The following is a 26,057-nucleotide window of genomic DNA, read 5'->3' on the forward strand; positions in this document are numbered from 1 at the left end:
GCGGAGCCGGTGGCGCCGCGGGATTCCTGGGCTTCGGCGGTCAGGCGGGCGGCCACGGCACCGGCGGTCAGGGCGGGGTGGGCGGTAACGGCGGGGCTGCCGACATCGGCGGCGCAGGAACCAGTTCCACGGCCCCCACCGCGGGTCAGCAGGGCTTCCAGGGTGGGGCAGGTGGTCGAGGCGGAGACGGCGGCGCCGGCATCAACGGGACGGGTGGCGGCGCGGGCGGCAAGGGCGGCATCGGCGGCGAGGGCGGCGACGGCGGCACGGGCGGCAGCAACACCGACGTCACCGGCGGCGGCTCCGGCGCCGAGGGCGGCAAAGGCGGTTCCGGGGGCGCGGCCGGCGGTGCCGGGGCCGGGTCAGACGGCGGCGCAAACGGGGCAATCGGCACCGGCGGGCGCGGCGGCAACGGCGGAGGCGGCGGTAACGGCGCCACCGGTACCGGCGGCTCCGCCGGCGCGTCACCCGCCGCGGGATTCCAGGGCGGCCAGGGAGGTGCGGGCGGCCAGGGCGGGGACGGCGGTGCCGGCATCAACGGCGCAGGTGGCGGCCAGGGAGGCAATGGCGGCCAAGGCGGATTCGGCGGCACGGGCGGTCAAGGTGGCGCCAACACCGCAGGCGGTGCCGGCGCCGAGGGCGGCAAGGGCGGCACCGGAGGCACAGCCGGAGCGGCCGGCATCGGCGGTGCCGGCGGCGGCAACGGATCGATCGGCGTGGGGGGCCAGGGCGGTGCAGGCGGCACCGGCGGCGGTGGTGGCACCGGCACCGCCGGAACCAATGCCGTCGCACCCACCAACGGATCACAGGGCGGCGCAGGCGGCGCCGGCGGCGTCGGCGGTGACGGCGGAGCCGGAATCGACGGCCAAGGTGGTGGTCAAGGCGGCATCGGAGGCGACGGTGGAAAGGGCGGCCACGGCGGTCAGGGCGGCAACAACACCGGCACCACCGGGGGTAGCGCCGCCGCGGGCGGTAAGGGCGGCACCGGCGGCGCGGCCGGAGCGGCAGGCGTCGGCGTGGACGGCGGCCTGAACGGGTCGCACGGCAGTGGCGGCCAGGGCGGGACCGGTGGCACCGGCGGCCAGGGCGGCACCGGCAACGCCGGTGGCAGCGGCAGCGGCCCCGGAAAGGGCAGCCAGGGAGGCCTGGGCGGCGCGGGCGGCATCGGCGGTGACGGCGGTGCCGGCATCGACGGCCAAGGTGGTGGTCAAGGCGGCATCGGAGGCGACGGCGGAAAGGGCGGCTACGGCGGCCAGGGCGGCAACAACACCGCGAGCAGCGGCGGCAACGGCAACAGTGGCGGTAAGGGCGGCACCGGCGGGGCGGCCGGGGCCGGCGGCAACGGCACCGACGGTGGTGCGGCCGGCTCGAACGGCGTCGGCGGCACGGGCGGCACGGGCGGTAACGGGGGCAACGGTGGCACAGGCAGCGCCGGCGCCACCTCGACGACCGCAGCCACGGCCGGCACAGGGAACCAGGGCGGCCAGGGCGGCGCCGGCGGTCAGGGCGGTGACGGCGGTGCCGGCATCGACCTGCAGGGCGGCGGCCAGGGTGGCCAGGGCGGCAATGGCGGCACGGGCGGCGCCGGTGGTGTCGGCGGCACCAACACCGGCACGAGCGGCGGTGGTGGTGGCGACGGCGGCAAGGGCGGCACCGGCGGCGCGGCCGGGGCGGCCGGATCCGGCCAGGCCGGCGGCGGCGACGGAACGATCGGAACCGGCGGACAAGGCGGCAAGGGCGGCACCGGCGGCAACGGGGGTACCGGCACAGCCGGTACCAGCAGTGGCGCGCCCACGAACGGCAGCCAGGGCGGCAAGGCCGGCGCGGGCGGCCAAGGCGGCAGCGGCGGCGCCGGCATCGACTTACTGGACGGCCAGGGTCCGCAGGGCGGAGGCCAGGGCGGCCAGGGCGGCACCGGCGGCGTCGGCGGTACCGGCGGCGCGGGCGGCAGCAACACCACGGCGGGCAGCACGACGGCCGCTGCCGATGGCGGCAAGGGCGGCACCGGTGGTACGGCCGGGGCCGCCGGCACCGGCACCGACGGCGGCGCCAGCGGATCGATCGGCACCGGCGGCCAAGGCGGCACCGGGGGTAAAGGTGGCACCGGCGCGACCGGGGCCGGCGGCAGCTCGGGCTCGGCGCCTACCGACGGCAAGCTGGGCGGTACCGCGGGTGCGGGCGGTGTCGGTGGTGACGGCGGCGCCGGCATCGGCGGCCTCGGCGGCGGTCAAGGTGGAACCGGTGGTCAGGGCGGCACCGGCGGCACCGGCGGCACCGGCGGCAGCAGCAACGCCACCGGCGGCAAGGCGACCGGCGGTGTCGGCGGCACCGGGGGCGTCGCCGGCACTGGCGGCGCCGGTGGCACCGGGACCGACGGCGGTTCTGGCGGTACCGGAGGCCAGGGTGGCACCGCCGGCACCGGCGGCGCCGGCGGTCTGGCGAATACCTCCGGCAAGGGCGGAAACGGCGGAACCGGCGGTATTGCCGGTACCGGCGGCGTGGGCGGCAATGCCGGCGGCGGAAACGGCAACGGGGGCACCGGCGGTTCCGGCGGCACCGGAGGTACCGGCGGCGTCGGCGGTAACTCCAGCATCTCCACCGGCGGTACTGGTGGCGACGGCAGCGTCGGCGGGACCGGCGGCACCGGCGGCACCGGTAGCGGCGCGGGCACGGGCGGCACTGGGGGCAGCGGTGGCACGGGCGGAGGCGGAGGCACCGGCGGCAGGAGCGGCTCTGTCAACGGCAAAGCCGGCGAGCCCGGAACGGGAGGCGGCGTCGGCAACGGTCCCACCGGTGTGAACGGTGGCACCGGCGGGAGCGGCGGCGGCCTCGGTACCGGCGGAGCCCCTGGTTAGCCGATGGGTAGTCGCGACCCGACCTGGCCGACCACCACGGGCAGCCCCGGATCACTCGGCGCGTCCAACGGCGACGGCGCCGCGCCCGCGGCCACCAGGTGCGCGGCGAACGAGGCGATCATCGCGCCGTTGTCGGTGCACAGTCGCGGTTTGGGAATCCGCAACGTCAGGCCCGCGTCGCGGCAGCGCTGCGTGGCCAGCTCGCGCAACCGCGAGTTCGCGGCCACCCCACCGGCGATCAGCAGCGTCGACACCCCCAATTCGGTTGCCGCACGCACCGCCTTTCGGGTGAGCACATCGGCCACCGCTTCCTGGAAGCCGGCGGCCACGTCGGCGGGCACGTAGGCGGGATTGCCCTCGACATAGCGGGCCACGGCGGTCTTCAGACCCGAGAAGCTGAAGGCGTACGGGTCATCGCGCGGCCCGGTCATGCCGCGCGGAAACACGACCGCGTCGCGGTCGCCGGTGCGGGCCAGCTCGTCGAGCACCCGGCCGCCCGGGTAGCCCAGGCCCAACAGCCGGGCCACCTTGTCGTAGGCCTCACCGGCCGCGTCGTCGACGGTGCTGCCCAGTTCTACGATCGGTTCTCCGAGAGAGCGGACGTGCAGCAGGTGGGTGTGCCCGCCGGACACCAGCAGGGCGACCGACTCGGGCAGTGGGCCGTGCTCGTAGACGTCGGCGGCCAGGTGTCCACCCAGGTGGTTCACCGCGTAGAACGGCACCCCCCAGGCGGCCGAATACGCTTTGGCCGCAGCAACTCCCACCAAGAGCGCACCCGCCAGCCCCGGTCCGATGGTGGCCGCGACGATGTCCGGCCTGGCCAGTCCGGCCGTCGCCAACGCCCGGCGCATCGCGGGACCCAGTGCCTCCAGGTGCGCCCGGGACGCGATCTCAGGCACCACTCCACCGAACCGGACGTGCTCGTCGACGCTGGACGCGACCTCGTCGGCCAGCAACGCCACGGTGCCGTCGGGGTCAAGCCGGGCAATCCCGACACCCGTTTCGTCGCAAGAGGTTTCGATGGCAAGGATGGTCGTCATCTATCGAGCGTCCCTCCGCATGGTGTACGCGTCGGCCCCGCTGACGCGGTAGTACCGCTTGCGCAGACCGATCTGCTCGAACCCCACACTGCGGTAGAGGCCGATGGCGGGTTCGTTGTCGGTACGGACCTCGAGGAACACCACTCCCCCGTCCGCGAAGTCCAGCAGGGCGCCGAGCAGTCGGCGGCCGATCCCGTGCCCCTGGTAGGCGGGGTCTACACCGATGGTGTGCACCTCGTACTCGAACGGCGCGATCCGCCCCAGCCGGGAGATGCCCGCATACCCGACGAGCGTGCCGCCGCTGCGGGCGCCGACGTAGTGGTTGGTCTTGCTGTGCAGTTCACGTTGGAACGCGACGGCCGGCCACGGGTCGTCGCCGTCAAACAACATCGCTTCCAGTTCGGCACACCGTGCGGCGTCCCCGTACGTCAGCGGACCCAGGGTGACCGGGTCGAGGTGGGCGGTCACGACCGAGCCGCCAGCGGCTTGGCGTCGGGTCGACGCAGGTACAGCGCCACCAGCGGCGCGGGTTCGGCGGACCACTCGGGCACCGCGCGCACCAGACCGGCCGGCGTCGGGTACCCGGGCTGGCAGTACGGCAGGTCGAACAGCGCCGCGTGCTCCGGGGACCCGGCGACCGCGCCCGCCGTACCCGGGTCGACGTCGGCCGCGGCGTTCACGGCGGGGCCTTCGGTGCGAACGCCGTCGCGGTAGCGCGCCCAGTAGACCTCCCGGCGTCGGGCGTCCGTCACCACCAAAGTCTCACCGGCGGTGAGCACGCCGATGGCGTCCAGGCTGCACACGCCGTGCACCGGGATGCCCAGTGCGTGCCCGTAGGCGGCCCCGCTCGCCATGCCGGCCCGCAGACCGGTGAACGGCCCGGGTCCGCAGCCCACCACCACGGCGTCCAGATCGGCCATCGTCAGCCCTGAATCGGAGAGCGCCGCAACAACATTGGGAGTCAGCCGCTCGGCGTGGGCGCGGGCGTCGACGGTGACCCGCTGCGCCAGGGTGGCACAGTCGTCGAGCCTGACGATGCCGGCCGTCACGGCCGGGGTGGAGGTGTCGAGCGTCAACAGGATCATGCGTGAACCCACTCCCACGTCGCGGTCCGCACGTCCGAATGGGCGAGGCGCTCGAGGCGGACGTCGAGGTGCCGTTCGGCGAGCCGCTCGACGAGCCCTTCGCCCCACTCCACCACCACGACGGCGTCTTCGAGATCGGTATCGAGGTCCAGCGAGTCGAGCTCGCCGAGCAGGTCCGCGCCGTGCTGGTCGAGCAGTCGGTAGACGTCGACATGGATCAGCGACGGATTGCCCGCGGAACGCGCGCGATGCACCCGCGCCAGCACGAACGTCGGCGACGTCACCGGGCCGTCGACGTCCATTGCCGCGGCAATTCCCTTGGCCAGCACTGTTTTTCCGGCACCCAGCGGACCCGAGAGTACGACCACGTCGCCGGCGCGCAACTTTTCGCCCAGCTTTGAACCGAGCGCGAGCGTGTCCTCGACACGCTCGAGCGTGGCCTTGCCGCCATCAAACCCAGAGTCAGCCACGGCGCCGAAACCGTCCACGTAGCCGCTCGCCGAATCGGCGGTAGTGCCACTTCAGCTTGCCCGGCTGTGACCGCTCGATCAGCCGGATCAGCCCGTCGTTGATGGTGTCCGGCTTGTCCAGCAACGCCAGGTGGCTGGCGCCAGGGACGATCACCAGCTCCGACTGCGGCAGCGAGGCAGCCATCAACCGGGAGTATTCGTCCGGGGTGAGCAGGTCGTGGTCTCCGCAGGCGATCAGGGTCGGGATCTTCAGCAGCGTCCACAGTCCCGCGGTTTCGTCGTGCTTCTCCAGGGCGCGCAGGAAGCCGACCAGGGTGGCGATCGGGGTGCCGTTCATCATCCGCTGGGAGAAGGCGTCCAGACTGCGGCTGACCTGCAGATCGCTGTAGGACGCGGCGCGCAGGATAGGGCCGATCAGGGACCGGGACACGTTGCGTCCCCGGTGCATCAGCTTCGGTGCGGATTTGGCGGTGAACCGGACCGCGTCCAGCGCCGGGTTTTTCAGGAACGCCCCCAGCGGTGAGCGGGTGACGCCTTCGGCGGCCGACGAGATCAGCGCCGCTCCCACGATGCGGCGGCCGTACTGTTCGGGGAATTGCCCGGCGTGCGACAGCACCGTCATGCCGCCCATCGAATGACCCACCAGAATGATCGGACCACGCGGCGCGGTGACCTGCAGCACCGTTTCCAGATCCTGGCCGAGTTGAGTGAGCGTGTAGGAGCCCGGCTCGCCCTCGCCGGACTGGCCGTGGCCACGCTGGTCGTAGAACACCATGCGCACCTGTGAACCCAGCACCTCGCCCAGCCGCATCCGCTGAAAGTGGAAGGCGCCCATCCGCAGACAGAAGCCGTGCGCGAAGACGACGGTCAGCGGTGCGTTGGGTGGCCCGGCCTCTCGGACCGCCAGCGGTACCCCGTCAGAGGTCATCACCACCTGGGCGCGGTCGCTGTCGAGTCGCTCGAAATCCTCGTCCGCCCAGGGGTCTTCGTCGGACGAGGTGCGTTCGATGATCGTCTTGCGGGCCGACGCACCAACCAGGGTGGCCACCGCGGTCAGCCCAGCACTACCCGCGAGCCAGGCCTTGCCCTTCGGGATGCGGTGGCTGTGGTCAGCGCTCAACGGCTTCGACCTCGCGGTAGGTCCTGGTGATCCGGCCGCGGATGCCGGTAACCACCTCGTAGTGGATCGTCCCGATCAGGTCGGCCCAATCCTGCGCGGTAGGTTCCCCGCGGGTGCCGGGCCCGAACAGGATCGCCTCGTCGCCCTCGGCCACGTCCGGCCGGCCGGGCCCCAGGTCGACGACGAACTGGTCCATACAGACCCGTCCCACCCCGGGGCGCCGACGGCCGTTGATCAGCACGTCCAGCCGCCCGCCCAGGGACCTGAACACGCCGTCGGCGTAGCCGATCGGAATCAGCGCCAGGTTCGTGTCGCGGGGGGCAATCCACGTGTGCGCGTAGGACACGCCCTCCCCGGCTTTGATCGACTTGACCAGTGCGACAGGGGATTTGACCGTCATGGCCGGAATCAGACCCATGTCGCCCAGTCTAGGCACCGGGCTGAGCCCATATATCGCGATGCCCGGGCGCACCAGGTCGAAGGTCAGGTCGGGACGGGCCATGGTGGCCGAGGAGTTCGACAGGTGTGCCACCTCGAAGCGCACCCCCTGATCGGCCGCATGGGACAGCATCTCGCGGAACCGCTGGGCCTGGATGTCGTTGATCGGCTGCTCGGGGGCGTCGGCGAAGACCATGTGCGACATCAGCCCGCGCAGTGTGATCGCCTCGTCCGCGACGGCCTGCTTGAGCGCGCTCACCATGGCGGGGAAGTCCGCCGCGGCCACGCCGTTGCGGTTCAGGCCGGTGTCCACCTTGACGGTGACGGTCGCCTGGGTGCCGGTCCGGTGTACCGCGTCCAGCACTTCTTCGAGTTGGCGCACCGAGGAGACCGCGATCTGCACGTCGCCCTGCAGGGCGGGAGCGAAGTCACAGCCCGGCGGATGCAGCCAGGCCAGAATCGGGTCCAGAATGCCGTCGGCCCGCAGCGCAAGAGCCTCCTCGACGGTGGCCACGCCGAGTTCGGTGGCGCCGGCGGCCAGCGCGGTAAAGGCGACGCGGGTCGCGCCGTGGCCGTATCCGTCGGCCTTGACCACGGCCATGACCTGCGCTTTTCCAGCATGTTCCCGCAGCACCCGCACGTTGTGCGCGATGGCGCCCAGGTCGATAACGGCCTCGGCGAGGACGCCCGGGGTCAGGGAGATCGGCGTGACGGACACGCCGACCATTGTCCCAGAACGTCAGAGTGGCGATCCAGAACGCTCAGTGGGCGAAGTGCTCCGCCTCGTAGTGCCCGCCGGGCTTGAGCTTGTCCAGCGATGCCAGCGCCTTGATGGCGTCGTCGTGCAGCGCCCGGGCCAGGTCGGCCGAGAGCCCCTCGCGCACCACGATGCGCAGCACCGACACGTCGGTCGCGTTGTCGGGCATGGTGTAGGCCGGCACCTGCCAGCCGTACCCCCGCAGCTCGTGGGAGACATCGAACTCGGTGTAGCCGCGGTCCTTGGCCAGCCGGAAGCTGACCACCGGAATGGCCGAGCCGTCGGAGATGATCTCCATGTGCTCGCCGGTGCGCAGCTGCTCACCCAGCCAGCGCGCGGTCGAGGACAGCGACTGCATGACCTGGGTGTAGCCCTCGCGGCCCAGCCGCAGGAAGTTGTAGTACTGGCCGACCACCTGGTTGCCCGGCCGGGAGAAGTTCAGCGTGAAGGTGGGCATGTCACCGCCCAGATAGTTGACCCGGAAAACCAGGTCCTCAGGCAGGTGTTCCGGGCTGCGCCACACCACGAACCCGATCCCGGGATAGGTCAGGCCGTACTTGTGGCCGCTGACGTTGATCGAGACCACGCGCGGCAGCCGGAAGTCCCACACCAGCTCCGGGTGCAGGAACGGCACCACGAACCCCCCGCTGGCGGCGTCGACGTGCACCGGAACGTCCACGCCACCGTCGGAGGCCAGCTTGTCCAGGGCCGCGCAGATCTCGGCGACGGGCTCAAGTTCGCCGGTGTAGGTGGTGCCCAGGATCGCGACCACGCCGATGGTGTCCTCGTCGACGGCGTCGAGAACCTGTTCGGGCGTGATGACGTAGCGGCCCTCCTCCATCGGCAGGTAGCGGGGTTCGACGTCGAAGTAGCGGCAGAACTTCTCCCAAACCACCTGCACGTTGGAGCCCATCACCAGGTTGGGGGTGCGGCCCTTCCAATCTTTGGTCTTGGCGCGCCAGCGCCACTTCAGCGCCAGACCGCCCAGCATCACCGCCTCGCTGGAGCCGATGGTGGACACGCCGACGGCGCTGCCGGGATCGTCGTCGCGCAGGCCCTCGGCGTGGAACAGGTCGGCCACCATGCACACACAGCGCTGCTCGATGGCCGCGGTCGCCGGGTATTCGTCTTTGTCGATCATGTTCTTGTCGAACGTCTCGGCCATCAGCTTCCCGGCTTCGGGGTCCATCCAGGTCGTGACGAAGGTGGCCAGGTTCAGCCGCGAACTGCCGTCGAGCATCAGCTCGTCGTGGATGAAGCGGTAGGCGGCTTCGGGATCCATCGACTCGTCGGGCATCCGCAGCGCCGGTACCGGCGCGGTGAACATGCGACCGGTGTAGGCCGGAGTGATCGAGTGGGTGGCCATCGACGGGTGGCTCTTGGACACGGCGATCCCTTTCGTTGCTGGTTGCTAAAGAGCGGCCACAGCTGCCCGGATGTGGTGCAGAATCCGCGACGACGAGGTCGGCGCCTCTCCGGGTCCCGGGTCGGCGGCCGACAGCGCCGCCGCCCGGGCGTGGACGAATGCCGCGGCCGCCGCGGCCTCGCCGGCGGGTAAACCGGAGGCCAGCAGCGCGCCGATCATCCCCGACAGCACGTCGCCGGACCCGGCGGTGGCCGCCCAGGACTGCCCGGCGGGGTTCAGGTAGACGGGCCCGCCGGGTTCGGCGATCACGGTGACGTTGCCCTTGAGCAGCACCGTGGCCCCCAGGGCGTCGGCGAGCCTGCGCGTCGCGCCCACCCGGTCGTCCCCGGGCGGCGATCCGGCCAGCCGGGCGAACTCCCCGGCGTGCGGTGTCAGCACCGTCGGTGCGGTGCGGTCGGCGACCAGCTCCGGATGGGCGGCCAGCATGGTCAACCCGTCGGCGTCCACCAGCACCGGCAGGTCGGTCTCCAGGGCGAACCACAGTGCGGCGGCGCCGGCCTCGTCGGTGCCCAGTCCCGGCCCGACCACCCAGGACTGCACCCGTCCGGCCGCCGCCGGGGTGGGTGAGGCGATCACTTCGGGCCAGCGCGCGAGCACTTCGCGATGGGCGCTGCCGGCGTAGCGGACCATGCCCGAGTGGGTCGCCACCGCCGCGCCGGTGCACAGCACCGCGGCGCCCGGGTAGGTCGAGGAGCCGGCCAGCACTCCGGTGACGCCCTGGGTGTACTTGTCGTCGCGGGCGCCCGGCACCGGCCAGCGCGCAACTACGTCGGCGGCCTCGAAACTGAGCAGGTCGGTGCCGGGCAGTTCCAGTCCGATGTCCACGAGTTCGACGCGGCCACAGTCAGCCAGCGCGTGCACGGGTTTGAGGCCGCCGAAGGTGACGGTGAGCGCGGCGCGCACCGCGGGTCCGGTGACGGCGCCGGTGGCCACGTCGATGCCACTGGGAATGTCGACGGCAACCACCGGGATGTCACCGGCCTGTTCGAAGACGTGAGCCGCCGCCGGCCGCAGCGGCCCCGAGCCGGAGATGCCCACTACTCCGTCGATCACCAGATCAGTTGTGGGATCGATGTTTTCGACGACACGCCCGCCCGCCTTGCGGAACGCGGCCAGCCCTTTTCGGTGGGTCTTGTCGGGGTTGAGCAGCACCGCGTCGGCGGCCGCACCGCGCCGTCGCAGGAAGGTCGCCGCCCACAGCGCGTCGCCGCCGTTGTCACCGGACCCTACGACCGCGCAGACCCGGCGGCCCGCGACTCCGCCCGTGCGGGCGGTCAGCTCACGGATAATCGCGGTGGCGAGGCCATAGGCGGCGCGTTTCATCAGTGCGCCGTCGGGCAGGCTGGCCAGCAGCGGCGCTTCCGCGTCGCGAATCGTGTCCGCAGAGTAGTAATGCCGCATCGTCAGCCCGGTGCTTCCTGTGTCTTGCGCCGTCCGAAGACGGCTTTGAACCGCTCGGCCGGATTCCAGGACCCGGTCTTGCGCTCGCGGGCCATCGGGAAGAAGGCGAGACCGATCAGCAGCGCCGCGAAATGGCCGATGGCGGTGAAGCTGAGCTCGATCCGGTCCATCACCAGCACGGGGAAACCGAAGATGAGCAGCAGCACCCCCAGGTAGCCCCAGCGCCAGGGCCGGGCGATGCGGTAGGTGAGTATCCCCATGACCCCGACCAGGAAGTAGCTGACCCCGATGTCGTGGGCGCGCACCGATCTCGACGAGGCGTCATGCATCTGAATAGCCAGGTAGAGCAGGCCTTCGCTGATATAGGTGGCGACGATGTGTGACGTCAATCCCACAGTCAGCCAACGCAATTGGCCGAGCCATCGCTCGGCCGGCGCCAGGAAGATGGTGAACAGCAGCAGGTAGGGCTCCAGGCTCCGGCCGTCAATCCACAACAGGCTGGAGAACAGCACACCCAGCGGATCGGTCGCCAGGGCGTGCACGTTGGTGTAGCGGTGCAACAGGATCGAGTGCAACTGGTGCCCGGTGAGCAGGTTCTGCACGATCGTCGTGATGGCCAGCGCGAGCAGCCAGCCGTAGGTCAGTGGCGCGCTGGTGACGTAGTGCCACACGATGCGCACCAACGCCCGGGCCCGTACCGATACCGATACCCTCGCCACCGTGTAACCCTTTCACGCCCGGTGTCGCTGCGTACAGCGTGGGGCGTCGCCCGACAGCGCAATAGGGAGCGCCGCATTCGTCACGAAACTTTGGCGTTCGGGCGCGGGCCGGTGCCACATGACCCACGCGACACCCGCTGTCACCCCGGTTATTCCTGACCCTCGATCATCGAGTTGGCCCAGGCGATGTGCCCTTCGAAGCCAAGCGATTCCGCCATTGCGCGATAGCGGTGCACCAGCTCCCAATATTCAGCATCCTCACAGCGGGCCCGGGCTACCAGCGCGCGCAATCGCAACAGCGTGATCTCGCGTATGGCCGAACCGTCGTGGACGCCCAGATTCGCCAACCGCTCGATCGCTTCGTGGGCCTCGGTAAGGTCGTCCACGTCGCCACGGTGCAGGAGTGTCTCCACTAGGACGCTGGTGGCGCAAACGCTGTAACCGAACCTTCCCTCCAGGTGTAGCTCGTCCGCGACTTTGCGCATCGCCGGAAGGGCGGCGTCGTGGTCACCGCGCCCCGCCTTCTCCTGGGCGGCCCATAACTCGACGACAGGTACCATCTGCAGGCCGACCTGCTTGCGCTGCAAGTTATCGGAAGCCTGCGCGATCAGCTGCAGTCCGCGCTGGCGGTCGGCCGAAGCCTCTCGACTCAGCAGCGCAACACCCAGCGTGTACTCGGCCATTGCCAGTGCGAGATCATTGCCGGCCGGCTCTGCCGTCTTCACCGCCTCCTCGATGCTGCGTACCGCGGAGTCGTCCACCCGCAGCACGCCGTAAGGGATCGCGTGACCGTAGGTCCAGATGACGACACCGGCGAACGTTATCGAGTCGTTGCTGTGTCGGGCGATCGCGACGGCGTCGTCGAGGTCTTGGCGCCAGCCGGGGCGGCCCAGCCACCACCGCGCAGTACTGCGCCATGCCACGGCGACCGCCAGCGGTGATGCAAAACCAAAGCTGGCGCCTTTGGCTGGGTCGCCGGCGGCCAGGTCGATGACGGTCTGCGACCACCGCAGGATTTCCCCGAAGTCACCAGCGTCCTCCCAGGTGGCGAACGCTGCGTGCGCCAACCCGGTGGTCAAGGTCGGATCGCCGATCGACTCGAGCAGCGCCATCTGTTCGGATGCCAGACGTGAGCCCTCACGCGCGCGCCGGGAGTAAAGCAGGTCGGCCAACAGCCCGGTCATGCCGACGGCTAACGACACCTTGTCCCCGGCGGCGTTGCACAACTCCCGCAGCTCCGCGAAGCGGCCCCGGCTTTCCTGGGCTGATCGGTCTTGGGAGTCGGTGGCACACAGCATGGTGCGGGGAGCAATGCGCATCGACAACCGGTCAGGGACATCGATGGGCAGTGCGTCGGCGATGCGGCTTGCCCGGTCCCAACTCGCCCGGGCGGCGCCGAGGTCACGGTTGGTGGACCACGCGGCGGCCCGCATGTGCCAGGCATACGCCGCGTGTAGCTCGCCGGCGGCCTGCAGATGTTCGGCGATCAGCGTCGCGTTTTCCTCCACCGAGTCCGGGTCGCTCTCTTGGATCGCGGCGGCCAGGCGTCGATGCCACTGGGCGCGATCGGATTTCAGTTGGGATTCGTAGGCCACCGCATGGATCAGCGGGTGGCGGAAGGCGTACTCGGCGCTCGGGGTAAATCGCACCGGATCGATCAGCTCGGCGCCTAGCAACCCATCGAGGGCCGGGTCGATGCCCAGCGCGGCGAGCAGCTCCGGTTGGAAGCGGGCACCGATCACCGACGCCGCGTTCAACGTCCGCTTGGACGCCGTGTCCAGGCGGTCGATGCGCGCCTCGATGGTCGCCTGCACCGTAGCCGGCACGCTGACGTCGGCGGCGTCGGCGCGGTTGACGTAGGCGCCGCGCACACCCTCCAGCACGTCGCGCTGCACCAATTCACGCACCATCTCCTCGGCGAAAAACGGGTTTCCACCGGCGCGCTCGGCGATGGTCGCGGCCAGGTCGGCCACCGAGAGATCCGTGCCCAGCAGCTCTGCGATCAGCGCCGCGGTGTCCGAATCACCCAGCGGAGCAAGGACTATTCTCTGTGCGCCGTGCGTCCGTGTCAGCGCTCCCTCGTACTCGGGGCGAGCGGTGATCAACACCATCGACCGGGTGCGTGAGATGACGGATAGAAAGTCGGCCAGCATAGACTCGCTGACCGCATCAATCCAGTGTGCATCCTCGATCAGGTACAGTGTCGGCTCGCTGCGCGCCAGCGTCGCGGTGTTGATCAGTGCGATTAACCGGCGTCGCCGGGCATCGGGGTCGATCTGAGGCAGCGGCACTTCGGGGTCCGCGATGCCGAGCAGATCATCAAATAGCACCAGATCCTGCGGGTCGACATGGCCGACTCGGTGCCGGACGCTGTTCCGGGCGGCCTCGCCGCCGAGGTCGGCCACGCCCATGCTCGCGCGCAGCAGCCGCGTCAGCGCATAAAATGGGACCTCAGTGGCATGCGACTCGCAGAAGGCCCAACACACTCCGACCCCGCGACCGGCGGCCAGCGCCGCGACTTCGCGGGCCGTCCGCGTCTTGCCGATGCCCGGCGGTCCCACCACAGTCACGACACCGCCGTAGCCGCCGATCGCGCGGTCCACCATGGCGTCAAGAGCCGCCATCTCCCAATGTCGGCCGACCAAGGTGGCGTCGGTGCGCCCGACTAGTTCATCGCGCGGGGCGATCCCCAGCAGCTGGCGCGCTCGCACCGGTTCTTCGGAGCCCTTGATGCGCACCCACTGCGGCTCACCCAGCTGCGCGGCGTATTCGACCAGACGCGCGGTGGACTCCGAGAGGAGCACCGCGCCTGGGGATGCAACGGCTTCCATTCGCTGCGCCAGTCCGACCGTCTCGCCGGTCGCGGCGTACCCCAGTGACCCCGAACCAATCTCACCTGCGATCACCCGGCCCGAGTTCAGACCCACCCGCAGCCGCAGGGTCACCCCGTCCCGGAATGCCACTTCACCCGCCAGTCCGTTGGCCTCCTCCTGGATTTCCAGGGCGGTCAGGCAGGCGCGAAAAGCATGATCCTCCAATGCGATTGGGGCACCAAACAGTGCCATCACGCCGTCGCCGTTGTACTCCACGGTCCCGCCGTAGCGCCGTACCACCGCCGCCGAGCGCTCCACCAGCTCGATCATGATTTCACGTAGCCGTTCCATGTCCACCGCGGCCGCAAGATCCATCGAGCGCACCACATCGGCGAACAGCACCGTCACCTGCTTGTACTGGGCTGTGTCACCGGGAACCGAAGTGGGATAACCGCATTCGTCACAGAATTTGGCGCTTTCGCGCAGGCCGGTGCCACATGACCTGCACGCCACCCCCGTTGTCATCCCTGGCTTAACCGATCTAAGAGTCCCGACTACTCAACCTTGAAGGATAAGGCGTTCACCTACGGCTTCTCGGGCCTATCGGATTTCACGGGCTTATCCGGTTGTTCCGGCGCCAGGTGCCGCCACCAGCAGGTGATGTAGATCAGCATCGAGAGCACCAGGACGACGATCACCCACAGTACGACCCTGACGTCGACCTCGGCCCCGAACGGCGGCGCGTTGGGCAGCGCGTTGCGCAGCGGCACCACCGCGAAGAGCATCGCTGCGTACCAGGTGGTCATCGGGGGCTGGAACTTACGCTTGTCCCGGGCCGTCTGCACCGCGACGAACAGTCCCATGCCGGCGAGTGCCACCAGAACCGCGATGATGACGACCGCGAACGTCTTGGTGCTCGGTGACCGCTCCAACTCCACCCGATACGGTGCGGCGGCCGCGGAATTGTCGGTCGTCGAGATGTCGATGCGCCAGCCGGCGAGACGGTCGGCGAACGTCACCGCCGCCCGTTCCGGCACCGGGTTGTCGCCCCGGAAGACCTCGACCGTGACCGGCCCGGAAACGTAGTGATCGAACGGCCAGTCGGTGACGGCTCCCGCGATGCTCAGTGGCACCGGAAAGCTGCCGGGCACCATGCCTTTCGACCATGAGCGCTTGGTGGGCGACGCCGCGGAGGTGACGACGACGCTGAATTCCTGGGTCAGATCATGGGTGCGGGGGTCGAGCAACGTAGGTCCGGGCACGATGGCGAGGTTGGCCAGCAGCACCGTGTTGCTCTGCTGAACTTCCTGCAAATCCATGGTGATGGTGGTTCCGTCGGTCATCGGCCGACCCTGGGTCAGGTCGTGCGGGCCATGACCGGCGCCGGCGTATACGAAGTTCGTGGCGATGTAGGCCGCGATGAACAGCAGCACACCGGCGATTCCGAGCTTCATATGTCATGCCTATAACCGTGTCCGAAAACCCGCAAGGACCAGCAGCGAACTCAATTCTCGGGTCTGAGATGCCGCCACCAGCAAGCGATGTACAGCGTCAGCGAAATCACCAACACCACAATGACCCACAGAATCACCGTCACGTCGATCCACGCGCCGACGGGGGGCGGGTCGGGGAGCGCGCCCCGCAGCGGCATCACCGCGAAGAGCATCGCCGCATACCAGGTGGTCATCGGCGGCTGAAATTTCCTTCGGTCGCGAAAGGTCTGCACCGCGACGAACAACGCCAGCACGGCGAGCGCGACCAGGACACCGAGAATGACGACGGCGAAGGCAGCGGTACTGGGTGACCGGTACAGATCCAGCCGGTAGGGCGCACGTTCGTTGCCCGCCCCGAGCCGATTGACCTCGATCTTCCAGCCGAGCAGCCGGTCGACCAGTGTCGCGGTGGCGGGTACCGGCGTCTGGGCTGTCCCGGTGAAGAGCTGCATCGCCAGGGGCCCCGACTCGTACTGGTCGAACGGCCAACTGGCGACATCACCGGTGAGGGTGACCGACACCGGAACGATGTCGGGCAGCGTGCCCTTGGGCCAGGTCCGCTTGCTCGTCGATACCACGGAGGTGGCTACGACGCTGAGATCGTCGTTCAGCGTGTGGGTCTCGGGGTCCAGCAGCGCCGGTCCCGGCAGGACGGTGATGTTTGCCCGCAGCACGCTGTTGTCGGACTGGATGTCCTCGATGTCGAAAGTCACCTTGGTTCCATCGGCCGGGGCGGGACCGTCGGCGATCCGACGTGGATGGCCCATACCGCTGTCGACGTACAAGACGATGGAGCCGATGTAGGCCGAGATGAAAAGCAGGACGCTCGCGATCGCAAGCTTCACGGGCCGGCCGGCTTCTCCGGCGCCAGATGCCGCCACCAGCAGGACACGTAGATCCCCATCGAGGCGACCAGGGCCACGATCACCCACAGCACCACGGTGACGTCCACCCACGCGCCGAACGGGGGCGCGTCCGGAAGCGCGTTGCGCAGCGGGATCACCGCAAAAAGCATGGCGGCGAACCACGTGGTCATCGGCGGCTGGAATTTGCGGCGGTCGCGCACCGTCTGCACGGCGACGAAGAGCGCGAAGCCGGCGATCGCGACAAGCACCCCGAGCAGGGCGATCGCGAGCGCCACGGTGCTCGGCGAGCGCTGCACCTCCGCGCGGTACGGCGTCTTGGCATCGCCCGTCCCGCCCTGTACCTCGACCTTCCACCCGGGCAGACGGTCGACGAATGTCACCGAAGCCCGCTCCGGCGTCTGCGGGGTGCCCCGGAACAGGTTGATCGACACCGGTTTGGAGACGTAGCTGTCGAAGGGCCAATCCGATACGTCGCCGCTGATGTTGAGCGAGACCGGGACGACGCCGGGCTGCGTCCCCTTCGGCCAGGTTCGGCTGGTCGGTGCGGTCGCGGATGTGGCGGCGACCGTCAGGTCTTCCTTGAGATTGCCGGTGAGCGGATCCAGTAGCGCGGGTCCGGGCGTCACCGTGAGGTCTCCGACGAGCGCGTTGCGGTAGGGCTGGATGCCCGTGATATCCAGCGTCACCGTCGTCCCGTCGGCCGATGGCTGGCCCTCGGTCAACGGATGGGCGGGGCCCATGCCGGCGAGCGCATAGAGCGCGACCAGGCCGACGTAAGACACCACGAAAACCCCGAGACTGACAATCCCCCACCTCATGGCGTCTCCGACTATTCGACTGTCACCGACTTCGCCAGATTACGCGGCTTGTCCACGTCATAGCCACGGGCCCGGGCCACCGACGCGGCGAACACCTGCAGCGGGATGGTCGACAGCAGCGGCTGCAAAAGTGTTGAAACCGAAGGTATTTCGATTAGGTGGTCGGCGTAGGGACGCACCGTCTCGTCACCCTCTTCGGCGATCACGATGGTTACCGCGCCCCGAGTCTGGATTTCGCGGATATTGGACAGCAGCTTCGCGTGCAGGGTCGCCGACCCTTTCGGCGAGGGCATGACGACGATCACCGGTAGGTCGTCTTCGATCAGCGCGATCGGGCCGTGCTTGAGTTCGCCGGCCGCAAAACCCTCGGCATGCATGTAGGCGAGTTCCTTGAGCTTGAGCGCGCCTTCCAGCGCGACCGGGTAGCCCACGTGGCGGCCCAGGAACAACACGGTCGACGACTGGGCGAACCGGTAAGCCAGATCGGCCACCGGGTCGGTCGCCGCGATCACCCGGGCAACCAGGTCCGGCATCGCCTCGAGTTCGCGGTACTCGCGTTCGACCTCGTCGGGGTACTTGGTGCCGCGGGCCTGCGCCAGCGCCAAGCCCACCAGGTAGTTGGCGGTGATCTGGGCCAGGAACGTCTTGGTGGAGGCCACCCCGATCTCCGGCCCGGCGCGGGTGTACAGCACCGCGTCGCACTCACGCGGGATCTGCGAGCCGTTGGTGTTGCAGATCGCCAGCACCTTGGCCTTCTGCTCTTTGGCGTGCCGAACGGCTTCCAGGGTGTCGGCCGTCTCCCCGGACTGGGAGATGGCGACGACCAGCGTGCTGCGGTCCAGAACCGGGTCGCGGTAGCGGAATTCGCTGGCGAGCTCGACCTCGACCGGCAGCCGCGTCCAGTGCTCGATCGCGTACTTGGCCAGCAGTCCGGAATGGTAGGCCGTGCCGCAGGCGACGACGAAGACCTTGTCGACCTCGCGCAGCTCCTGGTCGGAGAGGCGCTGCTCGTCGAGCACGATCCGGTTGTCCACGAAATGGCCGAGCAGTGTCTCGGCCACCGCGGTGGGCTGCTCCGCGATCTCCTTGAGCATGAAGTACTCGTAGCCGCCCTTCTCGGCGGCGGCCAGGTCCCAGTCGATATGAAATTCCCGGTACTCGCGGCCCGCTTGCAGGTCGTCGTTCCCGTGGAAGTCGAAGATCCGGTAGCCGTCGGCGGTGATCACCACCGCCTGGTCCTGGCCGAGTTCGACGGCCTGGCGGGTGTGTTCGATGAATGCGGCGACGTCGGAGCCGACGAACATCTCACCCTCGCCGATGCCGATGACCAGCGGCGTCGAGCGGCGGGCGGCGACGATGGTGCCCGGCTCGTCAGCGTTGGCGAAGACCAGGGTGAAGTGGCCTTCCAGCCGGCGCAGCACCGACAGCACGGATGCGGTGAAGTCCCCGGCCGTCTCGCCGTGGTGATACGCGCGCGAGACCAGGTGCACCGCAACCTCGGTGTCGGTGTCGCTGGCGAACTCCACGCCTTCGGCCTCCAACTCCTGGCGCAGCGCGGCGAAGTTCTCGATGATGCCGTTGTGAACGACGGCGATCTTGCCGGCGGCGTCGCGATGCGGGTGCGCGTTGCGGTCGGTGGGGCGGCCGTGGGTGGCCCAGCGGGTGTGGCCGAGGCCGGTGGTGCCGGACAGTTCGGCCGGAGCCATCTTGGCCAGTGCCGCCTCCAGATTGGCCAGCTGGCCGGCGCGGCGGCGCACCATGAGCTTGCCCCTGCCGTCGGCGAGCGCGATGCCAGAAGAGTCGTAGCCGCGGTATTCCATCCGGCGCAGGGCGTTCATCACGACGTCGCAGGCAGGACGCTGCCCGACGTAGCCGACGATTCCGCACATTCTGACCAGGGTAGTGCAGGCGCTGAATTATCACCGGGACCGGCGATATCGTTTATCTCTCTACCTGCATGAAAGGTCTGCTGTGTCACAGCCGTACCACCCGCCCGGCCCGTATCCACAGCCCGCCGCGTCCGGATATCCAGAGCCGCTGTTCCAGATCGGCCTGCTCAAGCACACCGGTGCGCTGATTTTCTGGCATCAGCAGACCTCGCGGTACACCGGCACGCTGCAGCAGTGTGAGCAGGCCTACAAAGACGCCCAGACCCACTGCCTGCTGGCCGGCTGGTGGAGTTTGGGTTCGCTCGTGGTGCTCAACTGGATCGCGCTGTTCTCCAATATGCGCGCCATCCGTCAGGTGCGGGCGCTGGCCCAGAACCCACACTCCTACGGGCACCACCAACACCCGGTGGCCCCGCCTGCCACCCCACCCGGCTGGTATCCCGACCCGTCCGGCCAACCCGTCCAGCGTTATTGGGACGGTGCGACGTGGACCGCCTTTACCCATCCACCGGGGCACCGCTAACGTCGACGGGTGGCCCGCATCCGCAAGCTCGTCGCCGCCCTGAACCGTCGTGGTCCACATCGTGTTCTGCGCGGTGACCTGGCCTTTGCCGGCCTGCCCGGCGTGGTGTACACCCCGGAGTCCGGGTACAACCTGCCCGGCATCGCCTTCGGGCATGACTGGCTGACCGGCTCGGCCCAGTATTCGGGCCTGCTGGAGCATCTGGCGTCCTGGGGCATCGTGGCCGGGGCGCCGGACACCCAACGTGGCCTCGTCCCGTCGGTGATGAACCTGGCATTCGATCTCGGCGTTGCCCTCGACATCGTCTCGGGTGTGCGGCTGGGCCCTGGCGAGATCAGCGTGCACCCCGCCAAGCTCGGGCTGGCCGGCCACGGGTTCGGCGCTTCGGCCGCGGTGTTCGCTGCGGCCGGCATGTCCGGTTCGGCCGGCAGGCCGCTGGCCGCGGTGGCCGCGCTCTTCCCGACGGTGACCGCTCCCCCGGCCGAGCTGCCGGCTGCGGGCCTGGACGTGCCGGGTCTCATCCTGACCGCCCCCGGTGATCCGAAAGCGCTCAACTCCAACGCCCTCGCACTGGACCGCGCCTGGGACAAGGCCACGCTGCGCATCGTCAGCAAGGCAGAAGCCGGCGGCCTGGTAGAGGGCCGGAGACTGCCGAAAGCCGTGGGGCTGGCCGGTTCTGATCGCAAGACCCAGCGGGCGGTCCGCGCGCTGCTGACCGGCTATCTGCTCTACACGCTGGCCGGCGACAAGACCTACCGCGATTTCGCCGATCCGGACGTGGCGCTGCCCCGAACCGACCCGGTGGATCCAGAAGCGCCACCGGTGACACCCGAAGAGAAGATCGTCGCACTGCTGAAGTGATCGGCGCGCGTGTGTCCCGGCGCACACGAGCGGGTAATGGCCACCTATGGCAGACGTGGAGACTCTGTACCAGCGTTGGATCAGCGAGCTGTGGGCCGGGCAGCCGGTCGCGGCGGAGATCGTCACCGATGACTTCGTCGGGCACTGGCCCGATCGGGAAGTGCACGGACCGGACGAACTGACGCAGATCATCGAGCAGACGCGGAATATGTTGAAGGAGCTGACCTTTGACATCGAACTCGGCCCGCTGCACGACGGCGACCTGGTCGCCGGCCGTTGGGTCGGCAGCGGCGAGAGCCCGGACGGCCCGGTGCGGTTCACCGGCAACGACATTCTGCGGCTCACCGATGACGGGCAGCGATTCGCCGAATACTGGACCGGCACAGCGACAGGCTGACGCGGGGCCCCGGAGCGGCCGTGGTAATTGTCGTTGATGCGGATCGGGATCGCGCTGGACTATTCGGGCGGCTTTCACGAGGCGGTCGACCGTGTCGTGGAACTCGAAAAAGTCGGTATCGACGTGGCCGTGGTCGCCGAGGCCTATGCCTTCGACGCCATCAGTCAGCTTGGCTTTCTGGCGGCCCGGACCAGCACCGTCGAACTGGCCTCGGGCGTGTTGCCTCTCTTCATCCGGACTCCCTCGCTGCTCGCCATGACGGCCGCCGGCCTGGACTACGTTTCCGGTGGCCGCTTCAACCTGGGCATCGGCACTTCCGGACCGCAGGTGATCGAGGGGTTCCACGGCGTCGAGTTCGACGCTCCGCTGGGCCGGACCCGGGAAGCCGTCGAGATCTGCCGGCAGGTTTGGCGCAGGGAGAGTCCGCTCGAGTACGACGGCAGGCACTATCAGATCCCGCTGCCCGCCGATCGCGGGACTGGCCTGGGCAAGGCCCTGAAGCTTATCAATCACCCTGTGCGGCAACGTATTCCGATATCGATCGCGGCACTGGGCCCGAAGAACGTGGAGCTTACCGCAGAGATCGCCGAAGGTTGGCAGCCGGCGTTCTACTATCCGGACAAGGCGCACCTGGTGTGGGGTGAGGCGCTGGCGGCCGGCGCCGCCAAGCGCGATCCTGAGCTTGGGCCCCTCGACGTCATGGTGGGCACGGCGCTCGCGATCGGCGACGACGTCGAGGACCGGTTCGCCTGGATCAAACCGCAATTGGCGCTCTACATCGGCGGCATGGGCGCAAGGGGCCGCAACTTCTACCACGACCTGGCCACCCGGTACGGGTTCGGCGAGGCCGCCGACCGAATCCAGGAGCTCTACCTGGCCGGCCGCAAACGCGAGGCGATCGACGCGCTGCCCGATGAACTGGTGCGCGGGGTCTCGCTGATCGGCCCGCGTGGGTTCATCGCCGAGCGGCTGGCCGTCTTCGCCGAATCGGGGGTGACCACGTTGCTGGTGCGGCCGGCGACGGCGGATGCCGGTGAAGCCGTTCGCTATGTCGAGGAGCTGCTGCAACTGCTTCCGTGACATCACTGCCCCGCCTGCGGGAGTTCGTTTGCCGCGATTTCGCAGGGCGTCGACCCCTTCGCGGGCGGGGTAGGAGGCGGCACCTCGACCGGCGGCGACTCCCCAGGGACCGTCCCGGTGACAGGTGATCCGGTTACCGGTCGCGCCGCACCGATCGGTTGCGAGACCGGCACGGCGGCCTCCCCCTGGAGTGGGGCGAACTCGGGTTTCTTCGGTTCTTCGGGTGCTTCGAGCCGGTCCGGTTCGGGCCGGTCGTTCTCGTCCTCGAACGGGTCGTCGGACAGGCTGTCGGCGGGGGCGCCGTCGGGGGCGGACGAGCCCAGCAGGTCACCCATACTCGCGACGATCCGGCTGGCGAGACTTCCAAGGCCACCGAGACCCTCCAGGCCACCGACACCTTGGGAGCCGACGCCGCCGTCGAGACCACCCGCGCCAACCGGTTCACCCGACCACCCGGTCCCTGATTCCATCGGCGCCGGCGCCGGCGCCGGTGCCGACCGGGGCGCGGCGGTAGTCGTGGGGATCGGCGCGAACCGTGCGAGCGCCGCCGGCAGCGTCCCAGCGGCCGGTCCTCGCGGCGGCTGGTCCAGCGGGCCGAAATCACCAGGGATCTCGAAGTAAGCGCGCGAGGCCGCAGCGAACCGGTCGGTGACCATGTCGTAGGCCGCTGTGACGCCCGCCCGGGTGGACAACATCGCCGACCGCCACTCATGGCGAATGTCGTTGTCCACGAACGGCTTGATCTGTTGGGCGACCACATCGCGGGCGCCCGCATCGGTCGCCACAGCGGCGGCCGCTGCCAGCCATGCCGGCCGCTGCGCCAGCGTGCGGTCGTCGATCGCAGTGGTCGTCGCGACCTTCGCGTCGACCAACTGCCACAGGTTGTCACGCAGCGACTCGCAACGCTGGGCCGCCGCGCGAACTTCGGTGACCAGCGCGCCGGCGGTGTCGCAGTGGCGCCGCAGAAACGCCACCGCGGCGTCGGCGCCCGACCCTGTCCACGCCGTCGCCAACGCATCGAGCTGGTCGCGCAGTAGTCGCAGCGCGTCCGTGGCCACCGACCCCGCGGCGCGCAACGCCACACAGTCACCGTCCAGGACGGGTAGGTCGAGCCCCTCTTCGCCGGCGTACCAGTCATGAATCAGCGCGGGGTCGCCGGTCAGGTCCGGATCCCGGTAACCGATCTGTTCGCAGGCCAACAGGTACGTCTGCGCGTGCTCAACCGCGGGCAGGCCTTCGGCCAGGCGTCCCACGACGTCCAGTCGCGCGGCCACGGTCAGGCGATCCGGGCCGCGGCATACGACTCCGCCTCAGCGTATCGATCGGCTGCGGCCCGCAGCGCGGCGGCGATTTCGACCGCCGCCCGCGACCACTGGGACAGCTCGGCGGCCAGGCGGTCGAGTTCGGCCCGCAATCGCTGGCCGCACGCGGCATACGCCCGGCCTGCCCGAGTACTGTCAAAGGCCAACCTCGACAAGTGGTTTGAGGCCGCCTCGCCGATCAGTTCCGCCGCGTCGTCGATCCGGCCGGCGATCCCTCGCACATCCGCGCTATCGAGTCTCATACCCCATTCGACGCCACGCGGGGCGCCGGGGTTCCACCCGGTTTTTAGCCGGCAGCGCCGACGGCGTCGGCCACGGTGGCCGCCAGCCGCTGCGCGATGTCCTCGTCGGCAGCCTCCACCATCACCCGGATGAGCGGTTCGGTTCCCGAGGGACGCAACAGGATTCGCCCGGTGTCACCGAGTTCGGCCTCGGCCTGCGCGACCGCGGTCTGCACCGACGGAGCCACGGCGGCGGTGGCCTTGTCGGCGACCTCAACGTTGATCAGCACCTGCGGCAACGTCTGCATCGCCGCGGCAAGAGTGGCCAGCGACGAACCGGTCTGCACCATCCGGGTCATCAGACGCAGCCCGGTGACGATGCCGTCGCCGGTGGACCCCAGGGCCGGCATCACGATGTGGCCGGACTGCTCGCCACCGAGGCTGTAGTCGCCGGCCCGCAGCTCTTCCAGGACGTAGCGGTCACCGACGCCAGTGGTGCGCACGGTCACGCCGGCGGCCCGCATGGCCAGATGGAGTCCGAGGTTGCTCATCACGGTCGCCACCAGCGTGTCGGATGCCAGTTCCCCGGCCTCCTTCATGGCCAGGGCCAGCACCACCATGATGGTGTCGCCGTCGACGAGTTCGCCGTTGGCGTCGACAGCCAGGCAGCGGTCGGCGTCGCCGTCGTGCGCGATCCCCAGGTCGGCGCGGTGGGCGATCACCGCTTCCCGCAGCGCCTCCAGATGGGTGGAGCCGCAGCGGTCGTTGATGTTGAGGCCGTTGGGTTCGGCGTTGATCGCGATGACGCGGGCTCCGGCAGCGCGGTAGGCGCTCGGAGCCGCTTGCGAGGCTGCGCCGTGGGCGCAGTCGACCACCACGGTGAGCCCATCCAGGCGGCTCGTACTGGCCTTGCCGACGTGACGCAGATAGCGTTCGGCCGCGTCCTCGGCGTCGACGACCCGGCCGATGCCCGCGCCGACCGGGCGCAGTCCCGGCCCGGTAGCGACCAGATTCTCGATCTGGTCTTCAGTGTCGTCGTCCAGCTTGTGGCCGCCGGGGCCGAAGATCTTGATGCCGTTGTCGGGCATCGGGTTGTGCGAGGCCGAGATCATCACGCCGAAGTCGGCGTCGTAAGCGCCAGTGAGGTAGGCGACTGCGGGCGTCGGAAGCACACCGACTCGCAGCGCGTCCACACCTTCGCTGCTCAGGCCCGCGATGACGGCGGCCTCGAGCATTTCACCGCTGGCCCGCGGATCGCGCCCGATCACAGCCATCCGGCGGCCGGGTCCGGTTGAACTCGCCAGGTGCCGCGCCGCGGCTGCGCCCAGCGCTAGCGCCAACTCGGCGGTCAGCTCGCGATTGGCGACTCCACGGACGCCGTCGGTGCCGAAAAGTCGACCCATGCGGACAAACCTCTCACAAGATAGCGATAGTGCTCATACCCACTTTTGGCTGCGAGCGTGCCGACCGGGCGTGCGACACGCCGACTGACACACGCTCGCAGCCAAAAAGTGGTGGCTGATCAGCGCTTGCTGTACTGAGGCGCCTTGCGAGCCTTCTTCAGGCCGTACTTCTTGCGTTCGGTGGCACGCGGGTCGCGGGTCAGGAAGCCGGCCTTCTTCAACGCCGGCCTGTCCTCGGGGGTCGCCACGATGAGCGCGCGGGCGATGCCCAGACGCAGTGCCCCGGCCTGGCCGGAGGGGCCGCCGCCGTGCAGGAGGGCGTAGATGTCGTAGCTTTCCAACCGCTCGACGGTCACCAGCGGCGCCTTGATGAGCTGCTGGTGCACCTTGTTCGGGAAGTAGTCCTCGAGGCTGCGGCCGTTGAGGTCGAACTTGCCGGTGCCGGGCACCAGGCGCACCCGCACCACAGCCTCCTTGCGGCGGCCGACGGTCTGGATCGGGCGCTCGAACACGAACGACTCGGTCTCGACCACGGCCTCTGCGACCTCGGTGGTTTCCAGACTGGTCTCGGTCACTGCGCCACCTGCTTGATCTCGAACGGAACCGGCTGCTGAGCGGTGTGGGGGTGCTCCGGGCCGGCGTAGACGCGAAGCTTCTTCTGGATCTGCCGGCTCAGCTTGTTCTTGGGCAGCATGCCGACGATCGCCTTCTCCACCACGCGGTCGGGGTGCTTCTGCAGCAGCTCACCGATGCTCCGCTGGCGCAGACCGCCGGGATACCCCGAGTGGTTGTAGGCCATCTTGCTCTGCAGTTTGTCGCCGCTGATGGCGACCTTTTCGGCGTTGATGACGATGACGAAGTCACCACCATCGACGTTGGGCGCGAACGTGGGCTTGTGCTTGCCGCGCAGCAGCGTCGCCGCTGCTACGGCAAGGCGGCCAAGCACAACGTCCGTGGCGTCGATGACGTACCACGACCGCGTGGTGTCACCCGCCTTGGGCGCATATGTGGGCACAGCGCTTACCTTCTCTTCTCTCGGGTGGATCCCGGTGCGAACCGG

At 69.4% G+C, this 26,057-nt stretch carries 24 protein-coding genes; 5 read left to right on the plus strand and 19 right to left on the minus strand.

Features of this window, described 5'->3' with window-relative positions; translation table 11 throughout:
* Positions 1–2,855, plus strand: a 2,855-nt coding sequence (locus tag AO501_RS38385; protein WP_055579837.1) for a hypothetical protein, incomplete at its 5' end; no start/stop codon positions are given.
* On the opposite strand, the gene tsaD is transcribed toward AO501_RS38385, so the two are convergent.
* The 14 genes from tsaD to glmS all read right to left on the minus strand — a co-directional run bounded on the left by tsaD (position 2,852) and on the right by glmS (position 19,190).
* Positions 2,852–3,895: a tRNA (adenosine(37)-N6)-threonylcarbamoyltransferase complex transferase subunit TsaD gene (tsaD, locus tag AO501_RS22535; protein WP_055579838.1), complete on the minus strand. Its 1,044-nt coding sequence runs from the start codon at positions 3,893–3,895 to the stop codon at positions 2,852–2,854. The genes AO501_RS38385 and tsaD overlap by 4 nt on opposite strands.
* Positions 3,896–4,363, minus strand: a complete 468-nt coding sequence (gene rimI, locus AO501_RS22540; RefSeq protein WP_055579839.1) for a ribosomal protein S18-alanine N-acetyltransferase — start codon at positions 4,361–4,363, stop codon at positions 3,896–3,898. It abuts the gene before it with no gap.
* The gene (gene tsaB, locus AO501_RS22545) at positions 4,360–4,980 is read right to left on the minus strand and encodes a tRNA (adenosine(37)-N6)-threonylcarbamoyltransferase complex dimerization subunit type 1 TsaB (protein WP_055579840.1); all 621 of its coding nucleotides are present in this window, start codon (positions 4,978–4,980) and stop codon (positions 4,360–4,362) included. Before tsaB ends, rimI begins: the two co-directional genes overlap by 4 nt.
* Positions 4,977–5,468, minus strand: a complete 492-nt coding sequence (tsaE, locus tag AO501_RS22550; RefSeq protein WP_231752579.1) for a tRNA (adenosine(37)-N6)-threonylcarbamoyltransferase complex ATPase subunit type 1 TsaE — start codon at positions 5,466–5,468, stop codon at positions 4,977–4,979. The genes tsaB and tsaE overlap by 4 nt, the downstream gene beginning before the upstream one ends.
* Complete coding sequence (locus tag AO501_RS22555) at positions 5,443–6,507, minus strand: alpha/beta fold hydrolase (protein ID WP_231752581.1); 1,065 nt, start codon at positions 6,505–6,507, stop codon at positions 5,443–5,445. The genes tsaE and AO501_RS22555 overlap by 26 nt, the downstream gene beginning before the upstream one ends.
* A gap of 52 nt (positions 6,508–6,559) precedes the next feature.
* On the minus strand, positions 6,560–7,726 hold the full coding sequence (gene alr / locus AO501_RS22560; protein WP_055579875.1) for an alanine racemase: 1,167 nt from the start codon (positions 7,724–7,726) through the stop codon (positions 6,560–6,562).
* Between the two features lie 43 nt (positions 7,727–7,769).
* Positions 7,770–9,152, minus strand: a complete 1,383-nt coding sequence (locus AO501_RS22565) for a glutamate decarboxylase (protein ID WP_156452737.1) — start codon at positions 9,150–9,152, stop codon at positions 7,770–7,772.
* A 24-nt stretch (positions 9,153–9,176) separates the two neighbouring features.
* Positions 9,177–10,592 (minus strand): bifunctional ADP-dependent NAD(P)H-hydrate dehydratase/NAD(P)H-hydrate epimerase, encoded by a 1,416-nt coding sequence (locus AO501_RS22570; RefSeq protein WP_055579843.1) that lies wholly within the window; start codon positions 10,590–10,592, stop codon positions 9,177–9,179.
* Between the two features lie 2 nt (positions 10,593–10,594).
* Entirely contained in the window at positions 10,595–11,311 is a 717-nt protein-coding gene (locus AO501_RS22575; RefSeq protein WP_055579844.1) for a rhomboid-like protein, read from the minus strand.
* Between the two features lie 149 nt (positions 11,312–11,460).
* Positions 11,461–14,649: an AAA family ATPase gene (locus tag AO501_RS22580; RefSeq protein ID WP_055579845.1), complete on the minus strand. Its 3,189-nt coding sequence runs from the start codon at positions 14,647–14,649 to the stop codon at positions 11,461–11,463.
* A gap of 59 nt (positions 14,650–14,708) precedes the next feature.
* On the minus strand, positions 14,709–15,578 hold the full coding sequence (locus AO501_RS22585) for a DUF4436 domain-containing protein (RefSeq protein WP_055579846.1): 870 nt from the start codon (positions 15,576–15,578) through the stop codon (positions 14,709–14,711).
* Between the two features lie 50 nt (positions 15,579–15,628).
* A complete protein-coding gene (locus tag AO501_RS22590) occupies positions 15,629–16,462 on the minus strand; it encodes a DUF4436 domain-containing protein (protein ID WP_055579876.1) in 834 nt (277 codons plus the stop codon).
* Complete coding sequence (locus AO501_RS22595; protein WP_055579847.1) at positions 16,459–17,301, minus strand: DUF4436 domain-containing protein; 843 nt, start codon at positions 17,299–17,301, stop codon at positions 16,459–16,461. Before AO501_RS22595 ends, AO501_RS22590 begins: the two co-directional genes overlap by 4 nt.
* A gap of 11 nt (positions 17,302–17,312) precedes the next feature.
* Complete coding sequence (gene glmS, locus AO501_RS22600) at positions 17,313–19,190, minus strand: glutamine--fructose-6-phosphate transaminase (isomerizing) (RefSeq protein ID WP_055579848.1); 1,878 nt, start codon at positions 19,188–19,190, stop codon at positions 17,313–17,315.
* An 82-nt stretch (positions 19,191–19,272) separates the two neighbouring features.
* On the opposite strand from glmS, the gene AO501_RS39595 reads away from it, so the two are divergent.
* The 4 genes from AO501_RS39595 to AO501_RS22620 are packed head-to-tail and all read left to right on the plus strand — an operon-like array spanning position 19,273 to position 22,051.
* Complete coding sequence (locus tag AO501_RS39595) at positions 19,273–19,713, plus strand: DUF2510 domain-containing protein (RefSeq protein WP_231752580.1); 441 nt, start codon at positions 19,273–19,275, stop codon at positions 19,711–19,713.
* 9 nt (positions 19,714–19,722) lie between these two features.
* Complete coding sequence (locus AO501_RS22610) at positions 19,723–20,574, plus strand: hypothetical protein (RefSeq protein WP_055579849.1); 852 nt, start codon at positions 19,723–19,725, stop codon at positions 20,572–20,574.
* A gap of 46 nt (positions 20,575–20,620) precedes the next feature.
* On the plus strand, positions 20,621–20,971 hold the full coding sequence (locus AO501_RS22615) for a nuclear transport factor 2 family protein (RefSeq protein WP_055579850.1): 351 nt from the start codon (positions 20,621–20,623) through the stop codon (positions 20,969–20,971).
* 36 nt (positions 20,972–21,007) lie between these two features.
* Positions 21,008–22,051 (plus strand): LLM class F420-dependent oxidoreductase, encoded by a 1,044-nt coding sequence (locus tag AO501_RS22620; RefSeq protein WP_055579851.1) that lies wholly within the window; start codon positions 21,008–21,010, stop codon positions 22,049–22,051.
* Between the two features lie 2 nt (positions 22,052–22,053).
* Here the strand turns inward: AO501_RS22620 and AO501_RS22625 are convergent, their stop codons facing one another.
* From AO501_RS22625 to rplM, 5 genes are all read right to left on the minus strand, one after another.
* Positions 22,054–23,325, minus strand: coding sequence for a hypothetical protein (locus AO501_RS22625; protein WP_055579852.1), 1,272 nt, complete (start codon positions 23,323–23,325; stop codon positions 22,054–22,056).
* Positions 23,326–23,327: 2 nt separating this feature from the next.
* Positions 23,328–23,615: a type VII secretion target gene (locus AO501_RS22630; protein ID WP_055579853.1), complete on the minus strand. Its 288-nt coding sequence runs from the start codon at positions 23,613–23,615 to the stop codon at positions 23,328–23,330.
* Positions 23,616–23,659: 44 nt separating this feature from the next.
* The gene (gene glmM / locus AO501_RS22635) at positions 23,660–24,997 is read right to left on the minus strand and encodes a phosphoglucosamine mutase (RefSeq protein WP_055579854.1); all 1,338 of its coding nucleotides are present in this window, start codon (positions 24,995–24,997) and stop codon (positions 23,660–23,662) included.
* 119 nt (positions 24,998–25,116) lie between these two features.
* Positions 25,117–25,572 carry a 30S ribosomal protein S9 gene (gene rpsI, locus AO501_RS22640; protein ID WP_063892910.1) on the minus strand — a complete coding sequence of 152 codons (456 nt, stop codon included), beginning with the start codon at positions 25,570–25,572 and terminating at the stop codon, positions 25,117–25,119.
* A complete protein-coding gene (gene rplM / locus AO501_RS22645; protein ID WP_055579855.1) occupies positions 25,569–26,012 on the minus strand; it encodes a 50S ribosomal protein L13 in 444 nt (147 codons plus the stop codon). The genes rpsI and rplM overlap by 4 nt, the downstream gene beginning before the upstream one ends.
* Positions 26,013–26,057: the final 45 nt, after the last annotated feature.

The sequence above is a fragment of the Mycobacterium gordonae genome, from assembly GCF_001417955.2.
Lineage (GTDB): Bacteria > Actinomycetota > Actinomycetes > Mycobacteriales > Mycobacteriaceae > Mycobacterium > Mycobacterium gordonae_B.

Coding starts and splice junctions, on each gene's coding strand:
- AO501_RS22620 (WP_055579851.1), top strand. CDS start 21,008: ATGCGGATCGGGATCGCGCTGGACTATTCGGGCGGCTTTCACGAGGCG.
- glmS (WP_055579848.1), bottom strand. CDS start 19,190: ATGTGCGGAATCGTCGGCTACGTCGGGCAGCGTCCTGCCTGCGACGTC.
- AO501_RS22595 (WP_055579847.1), bottom strand. CDS start 17,301: ATGAGGTGGGGGATTGTCAGTCTCGGGGTTTTCGTGGTGTCTTACGTC.
- AO501_RS22580 (WP_055579845.1), bottom strand. CDS start 14,649: ATGACAACGGGGGTGGCGTGCAGGTCATGTGGCACCGGCCTGCGCGAA.
- AO501_RS22615 (WP_055579850.1), top strand. CDS start 20,621: ATGGCAGACGTGGAGACTCTGTACCAGCGTTGGATCAGCGAGCTGTGG.
- AO501_RS22585 (WP_055579846.1), bottom strand. CDS start 15,578: ATGAAGCTCGGAATCGCCGGTGTGCTGCTGTTCATCGCGGCCTACATC.
- AO501_RS22630 (WP_055579853.1), bottom strand. CDS start 23,615: ATGAGACTCGATAGCGCGGATGTGCGAGGGATCGCCGGCCGGATCGAC.
- tsaB (WP_055579840.1), bottom strand. CDS start 4,980: ATGATCCTGTTGACGCTCGACACCTCCACCCCGGCCGTGACGGCCGGC.
- tsaD (WP_055579838.1), bottom strand. CDS start 3,895: ATGACGACCATCCTTGCCATCGAAACCTCTTGCGACGAAACGGGTGTC.
- AO501_RS22570 (WP_055579843.1), bottom strand. CDS start 10,592: ATGCGGCATTACTACTCTGCGGACACGATTCGCGACGCGGAAGCGCCG.
- glmM (WP_055579854.1), bottom strand. CDS start 24,997: ATGGGTCGACTTTTCGGCACCGACGGCGTCCGTGGAGTCGCCAATCGC.